The sequence below is a fragment of the Streptomyces sp. NBC_01244 genome (genome assembly GCF_035987325.1).
GTDB lineage: Bacteria > Actinomycetota > Actinomycetes > Streptomycetales > Streptomycetaceae > Streptomyces.
On the sequence record NZ_CP108489.1, the window covers coordinates 254,757 to 277,708 of the forward strand.

Below are 22,952 nucleotides of genomic sequence, written 5' to 3' on the forward strand. Positions count from 1 at the left end.
GGGCGCCATGCGCCACCTGATATCCATCGACGACCTCGGCGACGAGGACCTGCGGTCCATCGTCGCCCGCGGAACCCGGTTCTCGACCGGGAGCCGGGACGGGTCCCGCCCGCTGGAAGGGGACGTCGTCGGCGTCTACTTCAGCCGTACGTCGACCAGGACCCGTACGGCGTTCTCGGCCGGCGCGCTGCGCCTCGGCGGACAGATCGTCTCGTACGGGCCCGGGGACCTCCAGCTCAACACGGGCGAGACCAGCGAGGACACCGGCCGGGTGCTCTCCCGGATGCTCGACGTCCTGGTCGCGCGGACGGCGGACGACCCCGCCGAAATGCGGGCCTGGGCCGCCCAGGACCGGATGTCGGTGGTGAACGCGATGTGCGCCGACGAGCACCCCACCCAGGCGCTCACCGACCTGACCACCCTGCAGCGCTGGTTCGGCCGGATCGAGGGTCTGCGCCTCCTCTACATCGGCGAGGGCAACAACACGGTGTCCGCGCTCGCGCTGGCCATGACCCGGTTCCCCGGCGCCGAACTGGAGCTGCGCACACCGCCGGGCTACGGGCTCGCCGACCGGTTCCGGGTCCGCGCCGAGCAGCAGGCGGCCCGGTACGGCAGCCGGTTCACCGAACGCCACGACATGGACGACCTGCCCGCCGACCAGGACGCGATCTACACCACGCGCTGGCAGACCACCGGCACCGCCAAGGCCGACCCGGACTGGCGGCGGATCTTCGCGCCCTTCCAGGTGACGCGGCGGCTGTGGGAGGACAGCCCCAAGGCCGTGTTCCTCCACGACCTGCCCGCCCACCGCGGCGACGAGGTCACCGCCGAGGTCCTGGACGGTCCGGCGAGCATCGCCTTCCACCAGGCGGAGAACAAGATGCACAGCGCGATGGCGGTCCTCGAATGGTGCCGCCGCGGGCCGGTGGCCGCCGGTGACGAAGAGGACGGGCGGCAGCCGTGACGACCGCCCCCCAGGCGACGGCCGGATCCCGGCCGTCGCCGCCCCCGCCGCCGCTGCGCAAGAACCGCGACTTCGTTCTCCTGTGGTCCGGCGCAGGGATGTCCTTCCTCGCCTCCCGGGTCACCGCGGTCGCCTATCCGCTGCTGGTGCTCTGGCACAGCGGATCGCCGATGGCCATGTCGCTGGTGGCCTTCTCCGCCATGCTGCCCATGCTGCTGGTCCAGTTGCCGGCCGGGGCGCTGGTGGACCGCTGGGACCGGCGCCGGCTCATGGTCGTGTGCGAGGCGGGCCGGGCGCTGGCGCTGGGCACGGTCGCCGCCGCCGTGCTCGCCGGGCGGTTCTCGGTCGCGCACATCGCCGCCGTGGCCTTCGCCGAGTCCTGCTTCACCGTCTTCTACCGGCTCGCCGAGCGCGGCGCCGTACGCAACGTGGTGCCCGAGGCGCAGCTGCCGCAGGCCCTCGCGCAGAACGAGGCGCGCGGCCGGGCGGCCGGCCTGCTCGGCCAGCCCGCCGGGATCCTGCTCTACACGGCGCTGCGCTGGGTCCCGTTCCTCTTCGGCGCGGCCGCCTACCTGCTCTCGCTGCTGAGCCTGCTGTTCATCCGCAAGGAGTTCCAGCAGGAGCGGGTGGGAGAGCGCCAGCGGCTGAGCCGGGAGGTCGCCGAGGGCATGCGCTGGCTGTGGCGACAGCGGTTCCTCCGTACGGCCTTGGGTTTCGTCGCCGGCACGAACGCCCTGTTCCAGGTGCTGAGCCTCGCCGTGATCCTGATGATCAAGGACGAGGGCCGGTCCGAGGCCGTCCTGGCCGTCGTCGTCACCGGCGGCGGCATCGGAGGCATGATCGGCGCCCTCACCGGCGGCTGGTGGATGCGCCGCCTCAGCCAGCGTGCCGTCCTCATCGGCGGCATGGCCGCCTGGGCCGCCCTGATCACCGCGGTCGCCTTCAGCAGCGCCGAACCGGTGCTGCTCGGCGTCCTGTTCGCCGGTACGAGCATGGTCGGCGCGGTCTTCAACGTGGCCGCCGCCGTCTACCAGGTCCGCACCACGCCCGACGAGTTCCAGGGCCGCGTCGCCAGTACCGCGAACCTGATCTCCTCCGGCACCAACTCGCTGGGCGCGCTGCTCGCCGGGCTCGCCCTCGAAGTGTGGGGGGCCGCCCACTCGGTGCTGCTGACCGGCGCCGCGATGGCCGTGCTCGCCCTCGGCGCCGCCGCCAGCCCGGCGCTGCGCACCGAGGACGCCCCCGTTCCGGCTCCCGCCGCCTCCGGCGAGGACCACGACGAAGACGACAAAGCCACCTACGACACCTACGGCACCTATGACACCGAAGCCACCGAAGACACCGACGAAAAGCCAAGGGGGAAGCCGCATGACTGACACCGCGGCGCAGTGGTTCCGGGTCCACCGCCAGACCGTCGACCCGCGGCTGCGACTCGTCTGCTTCCCGCACGCCGGCGGCACCGCCCAGCTCTACCAGGGCTGGCGCGCCCGGCTGCCCGCCGACATCGAACTCCTCGCCGTCCGCTACCCCGGCCGGCAGGACCGGCTCGCCGAACCCTGCGTCGAGGACATGGACACCCTCGCGGACCGCATCACCGACGCCCTCGTCCCCTACCTGGACCGGCCGGTCGCCCTGTTCGGGCACAGCATGGGCTCCGCCGTCGCCTACGAGGTCGCGCGCCGCATGGAGGCCCGGCACGGGACCACGGCCGCCCGCCTGCTGGTCTCCGCCCGGGCGGCGCCCCACCGGGCCGTGACCAGCGGGCTGCACCGCGCGGACGACGACACGCTCATCGCGGGCGTGCGCAGTCTGGGCGACCTCGGCTCACAGGTCTTCGACATCCCCGAACTGCGGGAACTGCTGCTCCCCGCGCTGCGCGCCGACTACCGGCTCATCGAGTCCTACCACCCCGGCCGCCCGGCGCCCCTGCGGGCACCGGTCACCGCCTACATCGGCGAGGACGACCCCGGATCCGGGCGGGTGCGCGCGGACGTGGAGGCGTGGGCCGAGCTGAGCATCGCCGGCGGTTTCGTGCTGCGCGCCTTTCCCGGAGACCACTTCTACCTCGCCCCGCGCGAAGCGGAACTGACCGCCGACATCGCGCAACGCCTGGAAGAAGTGGGGCGCTATCGAACCTCCATGGCTTTCCCGTAGGCATCCGCACAAAAGTAGAGGGATGGGTCACATGACCGAACAGACCTGGACGCCGCTGGAGATCGAGGCGGAGCAGGCCGGCGGCGCACAGGAGCTCGTCGACCGTCTCACCGCGCTCGGCGGCGAACTCGACAGCCTCCTGGTGCAGGAGAAAGCACTCGTCTTCCGCGGGTTCGACGTGCCCGCGGACGACCTCGACGACGTACTCGGCGTGGTGCTGCCGCGCCGGCTCGCCTACGTGCACGGCAACTCGCCGCGGACGAAGGTCGGCGGGAACGTCTACACCTCGACGGAGTACCCGCCGGAGTTCACCATCTCCATGCACAACGAGATGAGCTACGCGTACGCGTGGCCGGCCCGCCTCGCCTTCTACTGCCAGATCCGTCCCGGCGGCGGCGGGGCCACCCCGGTCCTCGACGCGGCCCGCTGGCTGGAATCCCTGGACGACGAGGTGCGCGAGGCGTTCGCCGGCGGCGTCCGCTACGTGCAGAACCTCCACGACGGCTACGGCCTCGGCAAGTCCTGGCAGGCCACCTTCGAGACCGACCTGCAGGAAGAGGTCGAGAGGTTCCTCGACGGCACCGGGGCCATCTGGAAGTGGAAGGGCGACGGCGGCATCCGCGTGGAGTCCGTCCGGCCCGCCACGACCCGGCATCCCGTGACGGGCGCCGAGGTGTGGTTCAACCAGGCCGATCAGTGGCATCCGGCGGGCCTGGGCGACGACACGGCCGCCGCGCTCGCCCAGATCCTCCCCGAGGACGAGCTCCCGCAGAACGTCACCTTCGCCGACGGCAGCCCCATCCCCGAGGCGTACGTCGCCCAGATCCGCGACCGCGGCCTGGAACACGCCGTCGACGTCGACTGGGCCCAGGGCGACCTGCTGCTCATCGACAACGTGCTGCTCGCCCACGGCCGCCGCCCCTTCACCGGCAACCGCCGGGTGCTGGTGGCGATGTCGGACTGATGACGCCATGACCGCCGCATACGAGCGCCTGCGCGCGCAGGACGCCGTCCACATCTGGCAGGGCCGGGCCCCGGACCTGCTGGACCCGCAGGACGCCGCGGTGCTCTCCGCCGAAGAACTGGAGACCGTACGGCGCAGGGCACAACAGGTCGCCGCCAGGTACGCGGGCGCGCACGCCGCGCTCCGCCGGATCCTGGCCGGCTACCTCGGCGTGCCGCCCGAGCAGATCGAACTGGGGCGACAGCCCTGCCCGCGCTGCGCGGACCCCCTGCACGGCCGGCCGCGCATCGACTGGCCGCCCACCGACCTGGACTTCAACCTCTCCCGGTCCGGCGCGCTGTGGCTGGTCGCCGTCGCCGCCGGCCACCAGGTCGGCACCGACATCGAGGACGGCCGCACCGTCGACGTCGAGGGCTCGTCCGTGATCGTGCTGACCGGCGCCGAACTCGCCCACCTGCGGGCCCAGCCCGACGAACGCCGGCGCCAGGAGGTCTTCCTGCGCTGCTGGACCAGGAAGGAGGCCGTGGTCAAGGCCAGCGGCGTCGGCATCGCGGCCGACCTCGGCTCCATCGACGTCCGGCCCGCCACCGACGGCCCCGTCCACGTGGCCCACACCGAACCGAACGGCCCGTACCGCTGGCTCGTCCAGAGCCTGGAAACGGAACCGGGGGTCTTCGCGGCGCTCGCCCGCGAAGCCGCCTGCACCGGACCGGTGCGGCTCCACGCATACACCCGCACCGAGGCAACAGAAGGAGCCTGCGCCCCATGACCGCCACCGAGATCATCGCGCAGCCGGGCACCCCGGCCGACACCTATCTCACGGAGAACCGCGACAAACTGCGCCGCGTTCTCGCCGAACAGGGCGCCATCCTGTTGCGCGGCTTCGAAGTCGGCGGCGTGGACGGCCTCGACGGCGCCGTCCGCGCCTTCTCCGGCTCCGCGCCCCTCACCTACGCCGAACGCTCCTCACCGCGCTCCACCATCAAGGGGCAGGTGTACACCTCGACCGACTACCCGCCCGCCGAGGAGATCTTCCTCCACAACGAGAACTCCTACCAGGCCGTCTGGCCGCACACCCTCTACTTCTTCTGCATCGAACCGGCCCTCACCCAGGGCGCGACCCCGCTCGCCGACATCCGCGAGGTGTACCGGCGCATCGACCCCACGGTGCGGGAGGAGTTCGAGCGGCGCGGCTGGCGCGTCGTCCGCAACTTCCACCCGGAGTTCGGCGTCCCCTGGGACCAGACCTTCGGCACCGACGACCGGGCCGCCGTCGAGCGGTACTGCCGCGGCAAGGGCATCGAACCGTACTGGCGGCCGGACGGCGGACTGCGCACCACCGCCGTGCGCAAGGCCGTCCACACCCACCCCGGGAGCGGCACCCCCGTCTGGTTCAACCACGCCACGTTCTTCCACGTCACCACGCTCGCCCCCGAGGTCCAGGAGGGCCTGCGGGAGATCTTCACGGAGGAGGACCTGCCCACCAACACCTACTACGGCGACGGCGGGCGCATCCCCGAGGAGGTGATGGACCACCTGCGGGCCGCCTACAGGGCGAGCACCACCCGCTTCGACTGGCAGCGCGACGACGTCCTCATCGTCGACAACATGCTGGCCGCCCACGGCCGCGAACCCTTCACCGGACCCCGCAAGATAGCCGTGGCCATGGCCGAGGCATCGGACGGATGACCTCCGGAACCCCCGGAGAGGCACCGGCGGGCGGCCCGGTCCCGCTGCGGCTGGGCCGCGAGTTCCTGCTCCTGTGGTCCGGCGCCGCGGCCTCCCTGCTCGGCAACCGGGTCGCCGGCGTCGCCTATCCGCTCGTCGTGCTCTGGCACACCGACTCGCCCCTGGCGACCTCGGCGGTCTCCTTCGCCGCGCTGCTGCCCCTGCTCCTCGTACAGCTGCCCGCCGGCGTCCTCGTCGACCGGTTCGACCGGCGGCGGCTGATGATCCTCTGCGAGACCGGCCGGACCCTGGCACTGGCCAGCGCCGCCCTCGCCCTGGCCGTGGGCCTGTTCTCCGTCGCCCACCTCGCCGCCGTGGCCTGCCTGGAGACCAGCCTCGCCGTCATCCACCGCATCGCCGAGCGCGGAGCCGTACGCCACGTCGTCGACCCCGCCCTGCTGCCCGCCGCCCTCTCGCAGAACGAGGCCCGCGGCCGGGCCGCCGTACTCATCGGCCAGCCCGGCGGCGTCCTGCTGCAGAGCGCGGCCCGCTGGGCCCCCTTCCTCTTCTCGGCGCTCGCCGGACTCGCCTCGCTGTGCACCCTGCTGCTGATCCGCAAGGACTTCCAGCAGCGCCGCGGCACCCCCAAGAGCCTGCGCGCCGACCTCGCCGAAGGCATGCGCTGGCTCGCGCGCCGGCGGTTCCTGCGCGCCGCACTCGGCTTCGTCGCCGGCAGCAACCTCCTCCTCCAGGTACTGCCCCTGGCCCTGCTCGTCCTCGTCAAGGAGGACGGCCGTGCCCAGCACGCCGTCGCCGTCATCGTCGGACTGGGCGGGGCGGGCGGCATCGCGGGCGCGCTGACCGGGAACTGGTGGCAGCGCAGGATCAGCCTGCGTACGGTCCTCGTCGCCGGCCTGTTCGCCTGGGCCGCCCTGATCACCGCGATGGCCCTCGCCCGCCACCCCCTCGCGCTCGGTGTGCTCTTCGCCGGAACGGGATACCTCACCGGCGTCTTCAACGTGGCCGCCGCCGTCCACCAGATCCGCACCACCCCCGACGCACTCCAGGGCCGGGTCGGCGGCACCTCACACCTCCTCGCCACCGGAGCCAACGCGCTGGGCGCGCTCCTCGGCGGCCTCGCCCTCTCCGCCTGGGGCGCGGCCCCCGTCTTCCTGGCGCTCGGCATCACGATGACGGCACTCGCCGCCACGGCGGCGGCCGCCTCCGCGCTCCGGGCCGAGGATGACACCGCCCCCACCGCACCGAAGGAAACGGAGCACGGGCATGAACACGCACGGTGAACGGGACGACCTCCGCGCGGAGCTGTTCAGGCGGCGGCTCGCCCGGCCGGGATCCGGGGGCGCCCGCCGCTCCGGCCCGTCCCGAGCCGACCGGACCGGCCCGCTGCGCCTCTCCCAGGGACAGCGCCAGATGTGGTTTCTGAACCGGCTCGAACCCGACAGCCCCGAATACCTCGTCCCCGTCGCCCTGCACCTGCGCGGCCCCCTCGACACGGCAGCCCTGGGTCGCGCCTGGCAGGCGCTCCTGGACCGGCACGAGGTCCTGCGCACCCGGTACGAACTCCTCGGCGACGAGCCGGCCCAGCTGATCGACCCCGTCCGCCCCGTCGAACTGCCCGTCGAGGACCTGTCCGCCGTCCCCGCCGCCGAACGGCCGGCCGCCGTCCGCGAGCGGATCGCCCGCGCCCGCGCGCACCCCGTGGACCTGGAACGGGAATGGCCGATCCGAGGCCGCCTGCTGCGCTGCTCGGACGAGGAACACGTCCTGATCGTGGTCGTCCACCACATCGCCTGCGACGCCTGGTCCGCACACCTCTTCGCCGAGGACATCAGCGCCCTGTACGCGGCGGGACCCGGCGAACAGGCCCTCGAACCACTGCCCTACCAGTACGCCGACTTCGCGGCCTGGGAGGCGGAACAGATCGCCGCCCCCGCCGGCGCCCGCCACCTGGACCACTGGCGCGCGCAGCTCGCCGGCCTCACCCCGCTCGACCTGCCCACCGACCGGCCGCGCCCCGCCGTACGCGACGCCTCCGGCGGCTCGGTGGCACGCCCGCTCGCCCCGCGACTCGCCGAAGCCGTCCGGGAGCTGGCCACCGCAAGCGGAACGACCCCGTTCACCGTGCTCCTCACCGCCTTCCAGGCACTCCTCGCCCGGTACACCGGCGCCGACGACATCGCCGTCGGCACCCTCCTGTCGGCCCGGACCCGCCCCGAGTGGCAGCGGCTCTTCGGCTACGGCATCAACAGCGTCGTCCTGCGCGCCCGCCTCCACGGCGACCCGGCCTTCGAGGACCTGCTGTCCGCGACCCGCGCCACCGTGCTGGACGCCTTCGACCACCAGGGAGTGCCCTTCCAGCGCCTGGTCACGGAACTCGAACCCGAACGCGACCGGTCGCGCACCCCGCTCTTCCAGGTGTTGTTCACCCTCCGGGAGGACACCGACGACGACTACCGGCTGCCGGGCGTCACGATGACCGCCCTCCCTCCCGCCGACCCGCCGGCCCGCTTCGACCTCTCCCTCGTGGTCAACGCGGGACGTGAGGGCGCCCTGTCCGCGCGCCTCGAGTACGCCACCGCGCTGTTCGACCGGACGACCGCGGAACGCATGCTGACCCACTTCACCCGGCTGCTGGAGTCGGCGGTGGCGGCTCCGGCGACCCGGGTGTCCGCTCTGGAGATGCTGGGCGCGGACGAGCGGGTGCTGCTCACGGGTGGTCCCGTAGAGGTGGATCCCGTAGAGCGCCGAGTCCACGAGGTGTTCGAGGCGCAGGCCGCGCGCACCCCCGACGCGGTCGCGGTGTCCTGCGCCGGCACGCATCTGACGTACGCCGAGCTGAACGCGCGGGCGAACCGGGTGGCGCACCTCCTGCGCGGCATGGGTGTGGGTCCGGAGGACCTGGTGGGTCTGTGCCTGGAGCGGGACGGCGAACTGCTGCCGGCGCTGTTGGGCGTGCTGAAGGCGGGGGCGGCGTACCTGCCGCTGGACCCGGCGAACCCGGCCGACCGGCTCGCCTACATCGTGCGGGACGCCGAGGCCAAGGTGGTCCTGACGCATGAGCTGCTCGAGGAGTCGGCGGAGCTCCTGGCAGCCCAGCCGGACACCGACCCGCAGGTGGCGGGAAGTCCCGACAACCTGATCTACACGATCTACACCTCGGGTTCGACGGGTCTGCCGAAGGGCGTCGCGCTGACGCACGCGAACGTGGTGCGGCTGTTGTCGACGGCGCAGGAGCACTACGCCTTCGACGAGACGGACGTGTGGTCGTTGTTCCACTCCTACGCCTTCGACGTCTCCGTCTTCGAGATGTGGGGGGCGCTCCTCAACGGCGGCCGGCTCGTCGTCGTCCCGCAGGCCGTCACCCGCTCACCGGAGGAGTTCCTGGACCTGCTGGTCGAGGAGGAGGTCACGGTCCTGAGCCAGACGCCGTCCGCGTTCCGCTCCCTGGTGGGCGCCGCCCGCGACGGCGACCCGCGCGTGGACCGGCTCGCGCTGCGGGCCGTCGTCTTCGCCGGCGAGAAGCTGGAGGTCGCGGAGCTGAAGCCGTGGACCGACCGCCTCGGCCTGGACCGGGTCGCTCTCGTCAACATGTACGGGATCACCGAGACCACCGTCCACACGACCTACCGCAGGCTCACCGAGGCGGACCTCGACCCGCAGGCGGGCAACCCCATCGGCCGGCCGCTCAGCGACCTGCGCGCCCACCTCCTCGACCGCGACGGGGGCCTGGTCCCGGTCGGGGTGCCCGGTGAGATCCACGTCGGAGGCCCCGGGGTGGCCCGCGGCTACCTGGGCCGGCCCGAGCTGACGGCCGCCCGCTTCGTCCCCGACCCGTACGGTCCGGCCGGGGCGCGCCTGTACCGCTCGGGCGACCTGGCCCGCCGTCTCCCGGACGGGCAGCTGGAGTTCCTGGGCCGCATCGACGACCAGGTCAAGATCCGCGGCTTCCGCATCGAACTCGGCGAGATCGAGAACGCCCTCACCGCCCACCCCGCCCTGCGCGAAGCCGTCGTCGTGGTCCGGGAGGACAGGCTGGTGGCCTATGCCGTCCCGGCCGACGAACAGCCCCCGGGGCCGGGCGAACTGCGCGCCCACCTCGCCACCTCGCTCCCCGAGTACATGTTCCCGGCCGCGTTCGTCCTGCTCGAGGCCCTGCCGCTGACCACCAACGGCAAGCTCGACAAGCGTGCCCTCCCGGCCCCCGGCGGCGACGCCGTCGGCAGCGACCGGCCCCACGTCGCCCCGCGCACCGTCGTGGAGGAGCGGATCGCCACCGTCTGGCGAGAGGCCCTCGGCCTGGACCGTGTCAGCGTCGAGGACGGCTTCTTCGACCTCGGCGGCGACTCCATCCGCGCGGTGGCCCTGATCGGCGCCCTGCGCGCCCACGGCTTCGACCTCGCCGTACGGGACGTCTTCGACCGCCGGACCATCAGCGCACTGGCCGGCCTGGTCGCGGAGCGCGGGCAGGCCGTCGTAGAGGCCGCGGTGGAACCGTTCGAGCTGCTCACCGCCGCCGACCGGGAACGCCTTCCGGCCGGGCTCGTCGACGCGTACCCGATGTCCCAGACCCAGATCGGCATGGTCGTCGACGCGCTCGCCCACGACCGGCACAGCAACTACCAGAACGTCGCCTCCACCCGGATGCGCGACGAGGTCACCTTCGGCCTCGACGCGCTGCGCGAGGCCGCGGCGCTGGTCACCGCCCGCCACGACGTGCTGCGCACCTCCTTCGACCTCACGTCCTGCTCCGTACCCGTGCAGCTCGTGCACGCCGCGGCGCGGATCCCGGTCGAGGTCCGCGACCTCGGCGGGCTCGACGCCGAGCAGGTGGAACGGGACCTCGCCGCCTTCCACGCCACCGAGAAGGCCCGGCTCTTCGATCTCGCGGAACCCCCGCTGTTCCGGCTGACGGCGCACCTGGTGGACGGCGGGTGGTGGCTGTCGGTCACCGAGTTCCACGGCATCGTCGAGGGCTGGAGCTACCACTCCCTCGTCCAGGAACTGCTCGCGTGCTACCGGGCCCTGCGCGAGGGCCGCGTCCCGCCGGCCTACGTCCCCCCGGGCGTGCGGTTCGCCGACTCCATCGCCGGGGAACTGCGCGCACTGGCCTCCGACGAGGACCGGTCCTACTGGGCGGCGGCGGTCGACGCCACCCCGAAGTTCTCGCTCCCCGCGGCCTGGGGCGAACCGGACCGGCCCGCCGAGCACTTCTGGGTGTCCGTGCCCTTCGACGACCTGGAGGACGAGCTGCGCGACCTGGCCGCCAAGGCCGGTGCCTCGCTCAAGAGCGTGCTCGTCGCCGCGCACGGGAAGGTGCTGAGCCTGCTCACCGACCTGCCGGAGTTCTCCAGCGGGGTCGTCGTGCACACCCGGCCGGAGGTGCTCGGCGCGGACCGGATCTACGGCATGCACCTCAACACCGTCCCGTTCGCCTTCGACCGTACGGCCCGCACCTGGCGGGAACTCGTGGCCGGGGCCTTCGCCCGGGAAGCCGGACTCTGGCCGCACCGCAGGTTCCCGATGCCCGAGATGCAGCGCGCGGCGGGCGGACGGCGGCTCGTGGACGTACTGCTCAACCACGTGGACTTCGACCGGCTGGAGAGCGACGCGGTCGATCTGGACAGCCTCATGGCACCGGGGACGACGGAGTTCGACCTCGCGGTCACCACCGTCTCGCGGCGCATCGGCCTCAAGACGAACACCCGCGTGCTGAGCAAGGCCCACGCCACCCGGATCGCGGCCCTCTACCGGTCCGTGCTGGAGGCGATGGCGGGGGACCTGGAGGGATCCGCGCTGGCGTCGCACCTGTCGGTGGAGGAGGTGCGTCGGGAGCTGGTGGAGTGGAACGACTCCACGGTCGAGGCGGAAACGGCCTCGGTGCTGGAGTTGTTCGAGGTCCGCGTCCTGGAATCGCCGGATGCGGTCGCCGTTCGCGGTGCGTGGGGGAGCGTCTCTTACGCGGAGCTGGATGCTCGCGCTAACCGGGTGGCGCACTTCCTGCGTGCCCGTGGGGTGGAGGCCGAGTCTCGGGTGGCGGTGGTTCTGGACCGTGGTCCGGATCTGATCGCGGCCCTGCTGGGTGTGTGGAAGGCGGGTGGCACCTATGTGCCGGTGGATCCGTCCTATCCGGCCGAGCGCCTCGCCGCGATCGTGGGGACCTCGGGCGCCCGCGTGGTGCTGGAAGGCGAGCTCCCGGACCTGGACGGCCATCCGGACACGGCGCCCGCCCGGATCGAGGACCTCGACCGCCTGGCGTACGTCATCTTCACCTCGGGTTCGACGGGCACCCCCAAGGGCGTGGAGGTCACCCACCGGGGTCTGGTGAACCATGTGGGGTGGGCGGCTCGGGAGTTGGCTTCGCGGGGTTCGGGTGGTGCGCCGCTGTTCTCCTCGGTCGCCTTCGACCTGGTCGTGCCGAACTTGTGGGCTCCGCTGGTGGCGGGGCAGTCCGTGCACACCGTTTCGGCCGACGTCGACTTGGCCGACCTCGGCCGACACCTCGCGGCCGAAGCCCCGTACAGCTTCATCAAGCTGACGCCGGGCCATTTGGATGTGTTGTCCTTGCAGTTGGGTGTGGTTGAGGCGGGGGCTTTGGCTCCGGTGTTGGTGGTGGCGGGTGAGCCGTTTTCGCGGGGGACGTTGGAGCGGTGGCGTGCGCTGGCTCCGGGGACGCGTTTGATCAATGAGTACGGGCCGACGGAGGCGTCGGTGGGTACCTCGGTGTTCGAGGTTCCGGAGGATTCGGTGGTGGAGGTCCTGCCGATCGGGCGGCCGCTACCGAACATGACGATGTACGTACTGGACGGCCGGTTGCAGCCGGTCCCGGTGGGTGTGCCGGGTGAGCTGTACGTGGGTGGCACGGGTGTGGCTCGCGGCTACGCCGGCCGTGCGGACCTGACGGCGGAGCGTTTTCTCCCGGATCCCTTCGCGGGGCACGCGGGTGCGCGTTTCTACCGGACCGGTGACCTGGTCCGCCGTGGCCCGGGCGGGGACGTGGAGTTCCTGGGCCGGATCGACGACCAGGTCAAGATCCGCGGCTACCGCGTCGAACTCGGCGAGATCCAGGCCGTCCTGGCGGAACACCCGGCCCTCCGAGAGGTGTTCGTCAGCGTCCACGAGCCCGCCGAAGGCGAAAAGCAGCTCGTCGCCCACTACGTCGCCGAGAACACCGAGGTCACAGACGCCGACCTGGCGAAGTTCGCCGCGCTCCGCCTGCCCGACTACATGGTCCCCACCGCCTACGTGGCGCTGAAGGCCATGCCGCTCAACGCCAACGGCAAGGTCGACCGACGCGCCCTCCCCACCCCCGGAGCCGACGCCGGCCAGGACACGGACCGGCACGTACCGCCGAGCGGACCGGTGGAGGAACGCATCGCCGAGGCCTGGCGCACTGTCCTGCAACGCGAACGCGTCGGGGCGGAAGACAGCTTCTTCGACCTGGGCGGGGACTCGATCCGCGCCGTCGCCCTCGTCGGCGCCCTGCGCGCCGCGGGCTGGGACCTCGACGTACGGGACGTTTTCGACCGCCGTACCGTCGCCGCGCTGGCCGTCCTCGTGGCCGGCCGGGCCCCCGCGGCCGTGGAGCGCCCGGTGGAGCCGTTCGAGCTGCTCGGCGCGGCCGATCGCGAACGGCTCCCGGCCGGGCTCGTCGACGCCTACCCGATGGCACAGACCCAGACCGGCATGGTCGTCGAGATGCTCGCCGACGAGCGGCTGCGCCCGTACCACAGCGTGACCTCCTTCCGGATCCGGGACGACGGGCCGTTCGACGCCGACGCCCTGGCGGCCGCCGCCCGGAGCGTCGTCGAACGGCACGAGGTGCTGCGCACCTCCTTCGACCTCACGACCTGCTCGGTACCGGTGCAGCTGGTGCATCCGACCGCGCGTGTCCCGGTGTCCGTGCACGACGCCACGGCAGGGGACGTCCACCGGGAACTCCGCGCGTTCCAGGCGGCGGAGCGCGACCGGCCCTTCGACCTCTCCGCGCCGCCGCTGCTGCGCCTCGCCGCGCACGTGGAGGGCGGGGGCGCGTGGTGGCTGTCGATGGTCCGCTGCCACGCGATCACCGAGGGATGGAGCCACTACAACCTCCTCATGGAGCTGCTGACCCGCTACCGGAGGTTCCGCGACACCGGCACGGTCTCCGATCCCGATCCCGATCCCCATCCCGAGGCCGATGCCAGGCCCGAGCCGGTGTCCGTCCGGTACGCCGACTTCATCGCCGCCGAGCAGCGCTCCCTCGCCTCCGCCGCCGACCGGGCCTACTGGGAGCGGGCCGTGACGGAGCGGCCGCCGTTCTCGCCGCCCGCCGGCTGGGGCGAGCCCGACGGCGCGGACGGCGGGAGCCGGGTCCGCGTACGGGTGCCCATCGGCGACCTGGAGACCGGGCTGCGCGCCCTCGCGAGCCGGGCCCGGGCCTCCCTCAAGAGCGTCCTGCTGGCCGCCCACCTGAAGGTGCTGGCAACGCTCACCCCCGACGCGTCCTTCACCAGCGGACTCGTCTGCGACGCCCGGCCCGAGGTGGCGGGCGCCGACCGGGTGCACGGCATGTACCTCAACACGGTGCCGTTCCCCTACGACCGGGACCAGGAGGCCGGCAGCTGGCAGGAGCTCGTCCGCTCGGTCTTCGACCGGGAGGTGGAACTCTGGCCGCACCGCCGCTTCCCCATGCCGCAGATGCAGCGGATGGCGGGCGGCCGCCGGATCGTCGACGTGTCGTTCAACTACCTGGACTTCCGGCAGGTGGACCGGGAACTCGTCGACGTGGCGCCCACTCTCGGGGAAGGCGGCACCGAGTTCGGCCTCGCCGTGACCACCCTGGACGGGTACCTGGCGCTCAGCACCCGCACCGGCGTCCTCAGCCGCCGGTCGGCCGACCGGGTGGGCGCCATGTACCGCGCGGTCCTGGAAGCCATGGCGGCCGACCCCGACGGCGACGCGGGGGAGGAGGTCTTCCTCTCCGACCGGGAGCGGGACCTGCTCGTGGAACTCGGCAGCCCGGCCGGGCCCGCCGGCCCGCGCCCCGACCTGCCGGGCCTCTTCGAGGAACAGGCCGCCCGCACCCCCGACGCGGTCGCCGTCGTCCACGGCACGGCCACCGTCACCTACGCCCAGCTCGACGCCCGCGCCAACCGCATCGCCCACGGCCTGCGGGCCCGGGGGGTCACGGCCGGGACGGCGGTGGGCGTGCTCCTCGAACGCGAACCGGACCTGGTGGCCTGCCTGCTCGGTGTGTGGAAGGCGGGCGGATCGTACGTCCCCCTGGACCCCGCGTCCCCCCGCCCCCGCTCCGCCTTCGCGCTCGCGGACTCCGGCGCGGCCCTCCTGCTGACCCGGCGCGGCCACGGCCCCGAAGGCCGGGCCGAGCCGGGCGGGCCCGCCGGGCCGCCCGCCGTGCACCTGGACGACGAGCCCTTCGAGGGATGGCCGGCGACCGCCCCCGACCGGCACACCGACCCGCAGCACCTCGCCTACACCGTCCACACCTCCGGCTCCACCGGCCGCCCCAAGGGCGTCCAGATCAGCCACCTCGCCCTCGCGCACCGGGTCGCCTGGGCGGTCGCCGCGCACGGCCTCGGGCCCGCCGACCGCATCCTCCAGAAGACCGCGATCGGCTTCGACGCCGCCGGCTGGGAGCTGTTCGCCCCCCTGGTCAGCGGCGGCGCGGTCGTCCTCGCCCCGCCAGGGGCGGAACGGGACCCGGCCGCACTCCTGCGGTGCACGGCCGACCAGCGGGTGACGGTGCTGCAAGTGGTGCCGTCCGTACTGCGGCTCCTGGTGGAGGAGGACGGGTGGGCCGGATGCGACGCGCTGCGGCTGCTGTGCTCGGCGGGCGAACAGCTCGACGGGGAACTCGCCGACCGGTTCCGCTCGGTGCGCCCCGACACGGAGCTGTGGAACACGTACGGGCCCACCGAGTGCGCCGTCGACGCCACCGCGCACCGCGTCCCGGACCCGGCCGGGCCCGGGCCGGTGCCCATCGGGCGCCCGCTGCCGCACGCCGGGGTCCGCGTCCTGGACTCCGCGCTGCGCCGGGTCCCCGTCGGCGTCACCGGGGAGCTCCACATCGGCGGGGCGGGCCTGGCCCGCGGCTACGCCGGACGCCCCGACCTGACCGCGGACCGGTTCGGCCCGGACCCGTACGGCCCGCCCGGCGCCCGGCTGTACCGGACCGGCGACCTGGCCCGGATCCTGCCCGACGGCACCGTCGAGTACGTGGGCCGGGGCGACGACGAGGTCAAGGTCAACGGGGTCCGGGTCGCCCCGGCGGAGAGCGCGGCCGCCCTGCGGGCCCTGCCCGCAGTGCGCGACGCCGTGGTCCTGCCCTGGCGGGACGGCCCGGGCGGACAGCGTCTCGTCGCCTACGTGGTGGGCGGCGGCACACCGGACGAGCTGCGCGGCGCGCTCCTGGCCGCCCTGCCCCCGGCGTTCGTCCCCACCGCCTTCGTCCCCCTCGACCGCATCCCGCTCACTCCCAGCGGGAAGCCGGACCGCGGCGCGCTGCCCGCACCCGGAGCAGCACCGGACCGTACGCACATCCCGCCGCGGACCCCCGTCGAGCGGGCGATCGCCGAGATCTGGTCCCAGGTGCTGGGCCGGGAAGAGGTCAGCGCCGACGACAACTTCTTCGACTACGGCGGGGACTCCCTGCTGGTCATCAGGGTGATCGGCGCCGCGCGACGCCGCGGCCTCCCCCTCACCCTCCGCATGTTGTACGAGTACGACACCCTGGCCGCCCTGGCCGAGGCCGTCGACTCGCTGACGGAAGGACAGGGCATGACGACCGACGACACAGACGTACGGGAAGCCGGGCCGGCCCCCGAGCCGGCCCGGCCGGCCCGCGCCGCCGCCCCCGCGCCGCGGATCGACCGCGACGCGCTCCTGGAGGTCATGGCGGCCCACCGGGTGCCCGGCGCGAGCATCGCGCTGCTGCGCGACGGGGAGATCGTCTCCGTCGAGGGCTACGGAGTGACCGCCGCCGACCGTCCCGAGCCGGTGACCGCCCGTACCGCCTTCCAGGTCGCCTCGGTCAGCAAGCACGTCACGACGCTCGCCGTGCTCCGCCTGGTCGGGGACGGGGAGCTCAACCTCGACGCGGACATCAACCGCTACCTCACCACCTGGCAGGTCCCCGACGGCGCCCGGATCACCCTGCGCGAACTGATCAGCCATCAGTCCGGCCTCAGTCACGTCCCTCCGACCAACTACCTGCCCACCGAACGCATGCCGTCGATCCCCGAAGTCCTCCACGGACGGCTGCCCGCGACCAACGCCCCGGTACGCGCCGAGCACCCGGCGGGCAGCACCTTCAAGAAGAGCAACATCAACTTCTCGGTCCTGGAGCAGCTCCTCCTCGACGTCACCGGCGAACCCTTCGAGAAGCTGATGAGGCGCCTCGTCCTGGACCCCCTGGACATGGCCGACAGCACCTTCGACCAGGACCACCCGGCCCGCGCCGACGCCCCGGTGGCCATCGGCCACGACCCCGCCGGCGAACCGATTCCGGGGCGCTGGCGGGTCCGCAACGAGATCGCCGCCGGCGGACTCTGGGCGAGCGCCGCAGACCTCGCGAAGGTCGCACGGGAGATCCGGCGCGCCCACCTCGGCGCACCCGGCACCCTCATCGCCCGCCCGCTCGCCCAGCAGATGGTGACGGTCTGGCATCCCGGCAGCTTCTACGGGCTCGGCTCGGTCGTCGACACCACCGCCGGGGACGTGGAGTACGGCCACGGTGGCCGGACCGTCGGCTACCGGGTGGGCACCTTCACCCGCATCGACAGCGGCGAGGGCCTCATCGTGCTGACCAACTCCGAGAACGGCAAGCAGGTCAACACCTTCGCCGCGGACACCGTCCGGCGCGGCGGCGGCGGCCTCGGCCACGGGGAGATGATCGCCACCTGGGCGCACGCCGACGACGAGCCGGTGGAGAAGGCGGCGTCCGGTGGCTGAGGCGCGCACCGCGAACCGGCCGCATCCGGCGGCCGCGGCCCTGGAGGAGGCCGTCGGAGTCCGCCCCGACGCCGAAGCCACCGCCGTACTGGTCCGGGCCGGCGGGGAGCACGGATCCTGGTCGGCCGCGGCCGGAGTCGCCGACGCCGCCACCGGCGAACCGGCCCGCCTGCACCACCGGTTCCGGATCGGCGGGGTCACCAAGACCTTCGTCGCGGCCGTCGTACTGGGCCTGGTCGACGACGGCCTGACCGGCCTGGACGAACCCGTCGCCCGACACCTGCCCGGACTGCTCCCGGAGTCCGTCACCGTACGCATGCTCCTCGACCACACCAGCGGGCTCGTGGACGACAGCGACGTCCGGTACAACGACACCCCCTGGTTCTTGAGGCACCGCCTCGACGAGTTCACCCCCGGGCAGCTCATCGACCTCGCCCTGCGCAGCCCGCTCGACTTCGCCCCCGGCACCCGGCAGCAGATCACCCGCGCCAACTACGTCATCGCAGGCCTGCTCGTCGAGCGGCTGACCGCGGGCCCGTACGCCCGCGCGGTCGAGGAGCGCGTCCTGCGCCCCCTCGGACTGACCGGGACGAGCCTGCCGGGCACCGACCCCACCATCCCCGGCCCGCACATCCGCGGGTACGAGGACGGCACCGACGTCACCGAGCACAGCCCCACCATCCACGGCGCCGCCGGCGAGATGATCTCCACCGTCCCCGACCTGGACCGCTTCCTGACGGCCCTGTTCGGCGGCGAACTCCTCACCGCCGGGAGCCTCGCCGACATGTTCCGCGTGCCCGACGTCCCGTACGCCAAGGGCGGCCGCGCCTTCTGCGGCGCGGGACTGGACAGCATGACGCTGCCCGGCGGCCCCACGGTGTGGGGCATGGCGGGAGTGGTCCACGGCCACCTCGCCGGCATCGGCGCCACCCGCGGCCTGGAGCGCCGGGTCGTCTACATGACGGCCCCGCGCACCCGCGGCACCACGCGCGTCCCGCCGCCCGTCCAGGCGCTGCTGACGGCGGCCCTCGGGCCCGTACGCTGACCCGCCGCGGGGCCCGGCACTCTGGGGAGTGCCGGGCCCCGCGGCGGGTTCGAGGTGCGGGTCACGCGGAGGTCAGCTGCACGCTCCCGCCGTCCGTGTGAAGGGTGATCTTGCGGGTGGAAGCCGGGTCCGTCTTGACCGAGACCTTCTCGGAGCCGCTGTTGGTGGTGGCCTTCACGGCGTACGCCTCCGCGCTGGGGACCTGGACCGACACGTCACCGGAGCGGGTGTTGATGTTCACGGTGTCCGGAGCGGACACGAAGGCGGCCGTGATCGCACCGCCGTTGGCCTCCACGGTCAGCCGCTTCGAGGCGAGGTTGTCCGCGGTCACCTTGCCGCCTCCGGCCTTGACCTCCAGGGAGCCGGCCAGCCCGGTCACCTGGACGTTCCCGCCCCGGCTGTCCAGCACGGCGGCGAGGGCCCTGGGCACTTCCAGCGTGTAGTCCACCTTGCACTTGGACGCCTCGCCCTCCTTGCCGCAGCCCTCGCCGGCGCCGAGCTTCAGAGTGCCGCCGGACGCGGTGTGCTGCGTCTTCGGCTTGTCGCCGCTGTAGGTCAGCTTCTCCGTCACCCGGATGGTGTCCTGGTCGCCGGCGACGACCTTGATGTCCCCGCCCGGCGTCCGGACGTCCAGCGTGGTGACCTTGTCCGTGATCTCGTAGGAGGAACTCTCGCTCTTCGAGCCCTCCTGGTCGACGTTGCAGCCGGTCATCAGGAAGCCGGCGGTGAGGGCGGTGGCGACGAGCGTCATGCGGCGGATGCCGAGCTTCATGGCTGACTCTTCTCTGTGTGTTCTGGGGTGAGGCGTACGGAAAAGGAACTGGGGGCGGGACGGTTCAGGCGGCGGCCGGGGCCGGCAGGAGGGTCACGGCGCTGCGCCGGCCGCACGCCTGATGGCCGGCGGCGTACGAGAACGCCCCCGGGGTGCGGGCGATCCACACCCGGCCGAACACCTGAGCCCGTACGACGGAGCGGGTGGAGCCGGTGCCGGGCAGCGGGCCCGAGAACACCACGGTCAGCGTGTCCACACCGGCCGGCAGCCGGCCGACGGCCACGGAACGCGGACCGCTCGCGTCGACGAAGCACGGGCTGTTCTCGGCTGCGGACATCTGCTCTCCCGGATGACTCGGCGTCGCTGCTGCGGCGCTCCGACTGCTGACACAACAAAACCGTCTGCAGGGGGGTCGGCACATTGCGGCGGAACCGAGTCTTCGGGGTAGGGCCAGGCATACCTTCGAAGTAGAACTGGGCTGCTGGGCCCGGGTACCAGGTCGTTCCTACGGTGGATCCATGGCATCCATGGCATCGAGAACACTCTGGGCGGCGCTGAAGCGCCCCACCTTCCTGCTGTCGTCCTGGCCTTGGCGGGCCATGGCGTACCTGCTCAGCGGCGTCCCCGTGGGCCTGCTCGGCCTCATCGCGATCACCGCCGCGGTCGCGGTGGGCGGAGCGCTCGCGATCGTGCTCGTCGGAGTACCGCTGCTGCTCGCGGTGGCCCTGTCGGGCGTACCCATGGGGGCCGTGGAGCGGCGCAGGCTGCGCCTCCTGGACCGGCGGGAGGTCCACACCCCGCACGAACTGCCCGACGCGCCCGGCCTGCGGCCCTGGGCCGCCACCAGACTCAGGGAGGCCGCCAGCTGGCGCGAGCTCGCGTACACACTGCTGTTCGTGACGGTCCTCTGGCCGCTGGACCTGCTGGCAGTGGTCTTCGCCTTCACCGTGCCGGTCGGGCTGATGGCGACCCCGTACCTGCTGGCCGCCTACGGTGACGGCGACCACACCATGGCGCTCAAGCAGTGGGCGGTCACGTCCTACCCGGAGGCCTGGGGCATGGCCGCACTCGGCCTCCTCCTGCTCCCCGCCGCGGTCTACGCCCTGACGGCTCTGGCGGGCGCCCGCGCCCACTGGGCCCGCACCCTTCTCACCTGACCCGCCCACGGGCCCCCGCTCTGCGTCGCTCACGTCGATCAATTCAACGTGGCGACGCAGTCCCACGCCGGGAGTGTCGCCCTGCAACACCCTGCGATGGCAACACCCTGCCCCTCCCCTCCGACCTCGGGGCCCGTCAGAGGGGCCGGCGACGCCGGGTCGTCAGGCGCGGCAGCGCAGCATCTCCAGCGGGGGGTTGTCGGCAAGGTTCGCCCAGTGCTCCGCGCCGAACTCCCGCAGACCGGCCTCGGACACCGTCACCGGAGTCCAGAGCAGATCACTGAACCCGGCCGCCTTCAGACAGCTCTCGTAGACCTCGCGGCGCGGCAGGTTGGCGACGAAGGAGACCGGCGGGTCGAGCAGCGCAGTGGTCCGCACCTGCCGCCCGGTCTCGACCTCCTCACCGGTGAGCTGGGTACGGAAGCCGTACTTCTCCGGGGTCGGCCCGTCGAACCGGTAGTCGGGCGACTGGTTGAGCAGGAAGAGCTCCGCGCCGGGCCTCAGGCTCCGGTGCACGTTGCGGCACATCCGTTCCGTGGTGGCGATGTCCGACGCGTAGTTGAGCAACTGCACGGCCAGCCCGATGTCGAAGGGCTCCTCGAAGGCCCGCAACTCCGCCGCGTCCCCCACCTCGTACCGCACACCCAGCGGATCGCGCTCCTCGATCGACTGCGCCACGGCGACCATCTCACCGGAAATGTCGATCCCGAGGACATCGCCGGCGCCCCGCCGCTTGAACTCCCGGCTGTAGAAGCCGGTACCGGACGCCAGGTCGAGAACGGACTTCCCCCTCACATCCCCGACCAGTGCCAGGAACCCCGGCACCACCGCGTACTGCTCCAGCGGGAGCGCCTTGAAGCCCTCGTAAGCCTCACCGATCTCGTCGTACTGCTGCTGTGCACTCACCGTGCCGTCCTCCCCGTAAGTTCCACCGTCAGGACCCCGCCGCCCGCCCCGAATCGAGCCGGACCGAGCCCTCTACCTGGCAGTCTCTCCCTATCGCCCGGCCAGCCAGCCTTGGCGAAAACCACGAAAACCAGCGGCCCGTCCCGCCTCTACGACCACCGGCGCCTGCCGCAGAGCGAGTGCTTCCCGATGCTCTGTCACACGCCTGTGACGCGGACCGGACCATTCCACCCACACAAGATCACTAATTTTCATTCCGTAGCCAGCAGCCCGAACTCGACGGCCTCCACCGGAAGAGACCACGGCATACGGCTCTCCTTCACCCAGTGCACCGCTTCAAGGAGTCGTCATGCGTACCGCCCTCCGCGCCACCACCACCGCCCTCGTCCTCCTCGGCGCGGCGATCGCCGCCCCCGCCACGGCGTTCGCGGCCTCTTCCCCGGCCCAGGCGGCTTCCCCCGCGCGCACCCAGGTGGTCGCCGAGAACTGCATCAAGAGCCAGGTCATCCCCTCGCTGTTCGACGGCTACACCGTCAAGCTGACCAACAGCGCCCACACCGGCGCCAAGGCGCAGCTGCGCAACGAGAGCGGCAAGGTGCTGGCCACGGTCGACCAGTCCAAGCCGCAGGACCTGTCCAACGGCCTGCGCATCGACGGCGTGCTGTCCACCGCGCCCGTCTTCAAGCAGCGCACCCAGGGCGGCGACACGCCGTGGACCGCCACCGCGTTCCCGAAGCTCCCCAAGGCCTGCAACACCGCCGGCAGCCTCTACTCCACGACGAAGTACGGCAGCCTGACCGTCAAGACCTACAAGGCCGGCCCGCAGCTCTTCAGCTCGCACCTCATCGAGAACGGCAAGCGCGTGGGCTTCCTGCACCCGGTGGGCAACGCCTACCAGGACGTCCGCAAGGTCGGCGAGCGCTACGTCCGCCTCACCGTCGACGGCGAGATCCACACCTGGACCGGCGCCACCACCACCTCCCCGAAGCTCGGCGTCTACAACGTCGCGGGCGGCACGAAGGTCCGCCTGGTGAAGAAGGACGGTCTGTACGGCGTCCAGATGACCTCGCACGGCTCCTGGAGCAACTGGACCTACTTCGCCAAGGGCAAGCCCGCGATCCTCCAGGACAACAACACCATCATCGTGCTGAACGCGAACGGCACCCTCTCCAACTTCGTCTACGGCATCTCCCGTCAGACCGCCCCGGTCTGGAACCACGCCTGATCACCCACTGACCCGCCCCGACCGACACCCCACCCGCACCACCCCGAAGGGGCCGTCCCGGCCGACACTCTGCCGGCACGGCCCCCTTCCGCTCCCACGCCCTGAGGCAAAACTCCCGGAGCAGGTG

14 protein-coding genes are annotated in these 22,952 nt (G+C 72.7%); 11 read left to right on the top strand and 3 right to left on the bottom strand.

All coding sequences use genetic code 11. The features are described from left to right. The first annotated feature begins 7 nt into the window (after positions 1 to 7). The 9 genes from OG247_RS43435 to OG247_RS43475 are packed head-to-tail and all read left to right on the top strand — an operon-like array spanning position 8 to position 18,765. Entirely contained in the window at positions 8 to 964 is a 957-nt protein-coding gene (locus OG247_RS43435; protein ID WP_327258028.1) for an ornithine carbamoyltransferase, read from the top strand. After that, positions 961 to 2,340, top strand: coding sequence for an MFS transporter (locus OG247_RS43440; RefSeq protein ID WP_327258029.1), 1,380 nt, complete (start codon positions 961 to 963; stop codon positions 2,338 to 2,340). The genes OG247_RS43435 and OG247_RS43440 overlap by 4 nt, the downstream gene beginning before the upstream one ends. Further along, a complete protein-coding gene (locus tag OG247_RS43445) occupies positions 2,333 to 3,118 on the top strand; it encodes a thioesterase II family protein (protein ID WP_327258030.1) in 786 nt (261 codons plus the stop codon). The genes OG247_RS43440 and OG247_RS43445 overlap by 8 nt, the downstream gene beginning before the upstream one ends. Positions 3,119 to 3,149: 31 nt before the next feature. Continuing rightward, the gene (locus tag OG247_RS43450) at positions 3,150 to 4,082 is read left to right on the top strand and encodes a TauD/TfdA family dioxygenase (RefSeq protein ID WP_327258031.1); all 933 of its coding nucleotides are present in this window, start codon (positions 3,150 to 3,152) and stop codon (positions 4,080 to 4,082) included. Between the two features lie 7 nt (positions 4,083 to 4,089). After that, complete coding sequence (locus OG247_RS43455) at positions 4,090 to 4,851, top strand: 4'-phosphopantetheinyl transferase family protein (protein WP_327258032.1); 762 nt, start codon at positions 4,090 to 4,092, stop codon at positions 4,849 to 4,851. Continuing rightward, positions 4,848 to 5,771 carry a TauD/TfdA family dioxygenase gene (locus OG247_RS43460; protein WP_327258033.1) on the top strand — a complete coding sequence of 308 codons (924 nt, stop codon included), beginning with the start codon at positions 4,848 to 4,850 and terminating at the stop codon, positions 5,769 to 5,771. The genes OG247_RS43455 and OG247_RS43460 overlap by 4 nt, the downstream gene beginning before the upstream one ends. Beyond that, positions 5,768 to 7,051, top strand: coding sequence for an MFS transporter (locus OG247_RS43465; RefSeq protein ID WP_327258034.1), 1,284 nt, complete (start codon positions 5,768 to 5,770; stop codon positions 7,049 to 7,051). The genes OG247_RS43460 and OG247_RS43465 overlap by 4 nt, the downstream gene beginning before the upstream one ends. Beyond that, a complete protein-coding gene (locus OG247_RS43470) occupies positions 7,035 to 17,720 on the top strand; it encodes a non-ribosomal peptide synthetase (RefSeq protein WP_327258035.1) in 10,686 nt (3,561 codons plus the stop codon). Before OG247_RS43465 ends, OG247_RS43470 begins: the two co-directional genes overlap by 17 nt. Next, positions 17,713 to 18,765 (top strand): serine hydrolase domain-containing protein, encoded by a 1,053-nt coding sequence (locus OG247_RS43475; RefSeq protein ID WP_327258036.1) that lies wholly within the window; start codon positions 17,713 to 17,715, stop codon positions 18,763 to 18,765. The genes OG247_RS43470 and OG247_RS43475 overlap by 8 nt, the downstream gene beginning before the upstream one ends. A gap of 61 nt (positions 18,766 to 18,826) precedes the next feature. Here the strand turns inward: OG247_RS43475 and OG247_RS43480 are convergent, their stop codons facing one another. Both OG247_RS43480 and OG247_RS43485 read right to left on the bottom strand, forming a co-directional pair. Beyond that, complete coding sequence (locus OG247_RS43480) at positions 18,827 to 19,537, bottom strand: DUF4097 family beta strand repeat-containing protein (protein ID WP_327258037.1); 711 nt, start codon at positions 19,535 to 19,537, stop codon at positions 18,827 to 18,829. Positions 19,538 to 19,601: 64 nt separating this feature from the next. Continuing rightward, positions 19,602 to 19,874 carry a hypothetical protein gene (locus tag OG247_RS43485; RefSeq protein ID WP_327258038.1) on the bottom strand — a complete coding sequence of 91 codons (273 nt, stop codon included), beginning with the start codon at positions 19,872 to 19,874 and terminating at the stop codon, positions 19,602 to 19,604. A 181-nt stretch (positions 19,875 to 20,055) separates the two neighbouring features. Between OG247_RS43485 and OG247_RS43490 the strand changes: the two genes are divergently transcribed. After that, positions 20,056 to 20,694: a sensor domain-containing protein gene (locus OG247_RS43490; protein ID WP_327258039.1), complete on the top strand. Its 639-nt coding sequence runs from the start codon at positions 20,056 to 20,058 to the stop codon at positions 20,692 to 20,694. A 162-nt stretch (positions 20,695 to 20,856) separates the two neighbouring features. Here the strand turns inward: OG247_RS43490 and OG247_RS43495 are convergent, their stop codons facing one another. Further along, on the bottom strand, positions 20,857 to 21,600 hold the full coding sequence (locus OG247_RS43495; protein ID WP_327258040.1) for a class I SAM-dependent methyltransferase: 744 nt from the start codon (positions 21,598 to 21,600) through the stop codon (positions 20,857 to 20,859). A gap of 349 nt (positions 21,601 to 21,949) precedes the next feature. Here OG247_RS43495 and OG247_RS43500 point away from each other — a divergent pair, with 349 nt between their 5' ends. Next, positions 21,950 to 22,825, top strand: coding sequence for a hypothetical protein (locus OG247_RS43500; protein ID WP_327258041.1), 876 nt, complete (start codon positions 21,950 to 21,952; stop codon positions 22,823 to 22,825). Positions 22,826 to 22,952 lie beyond the last annotated feature (127 nt).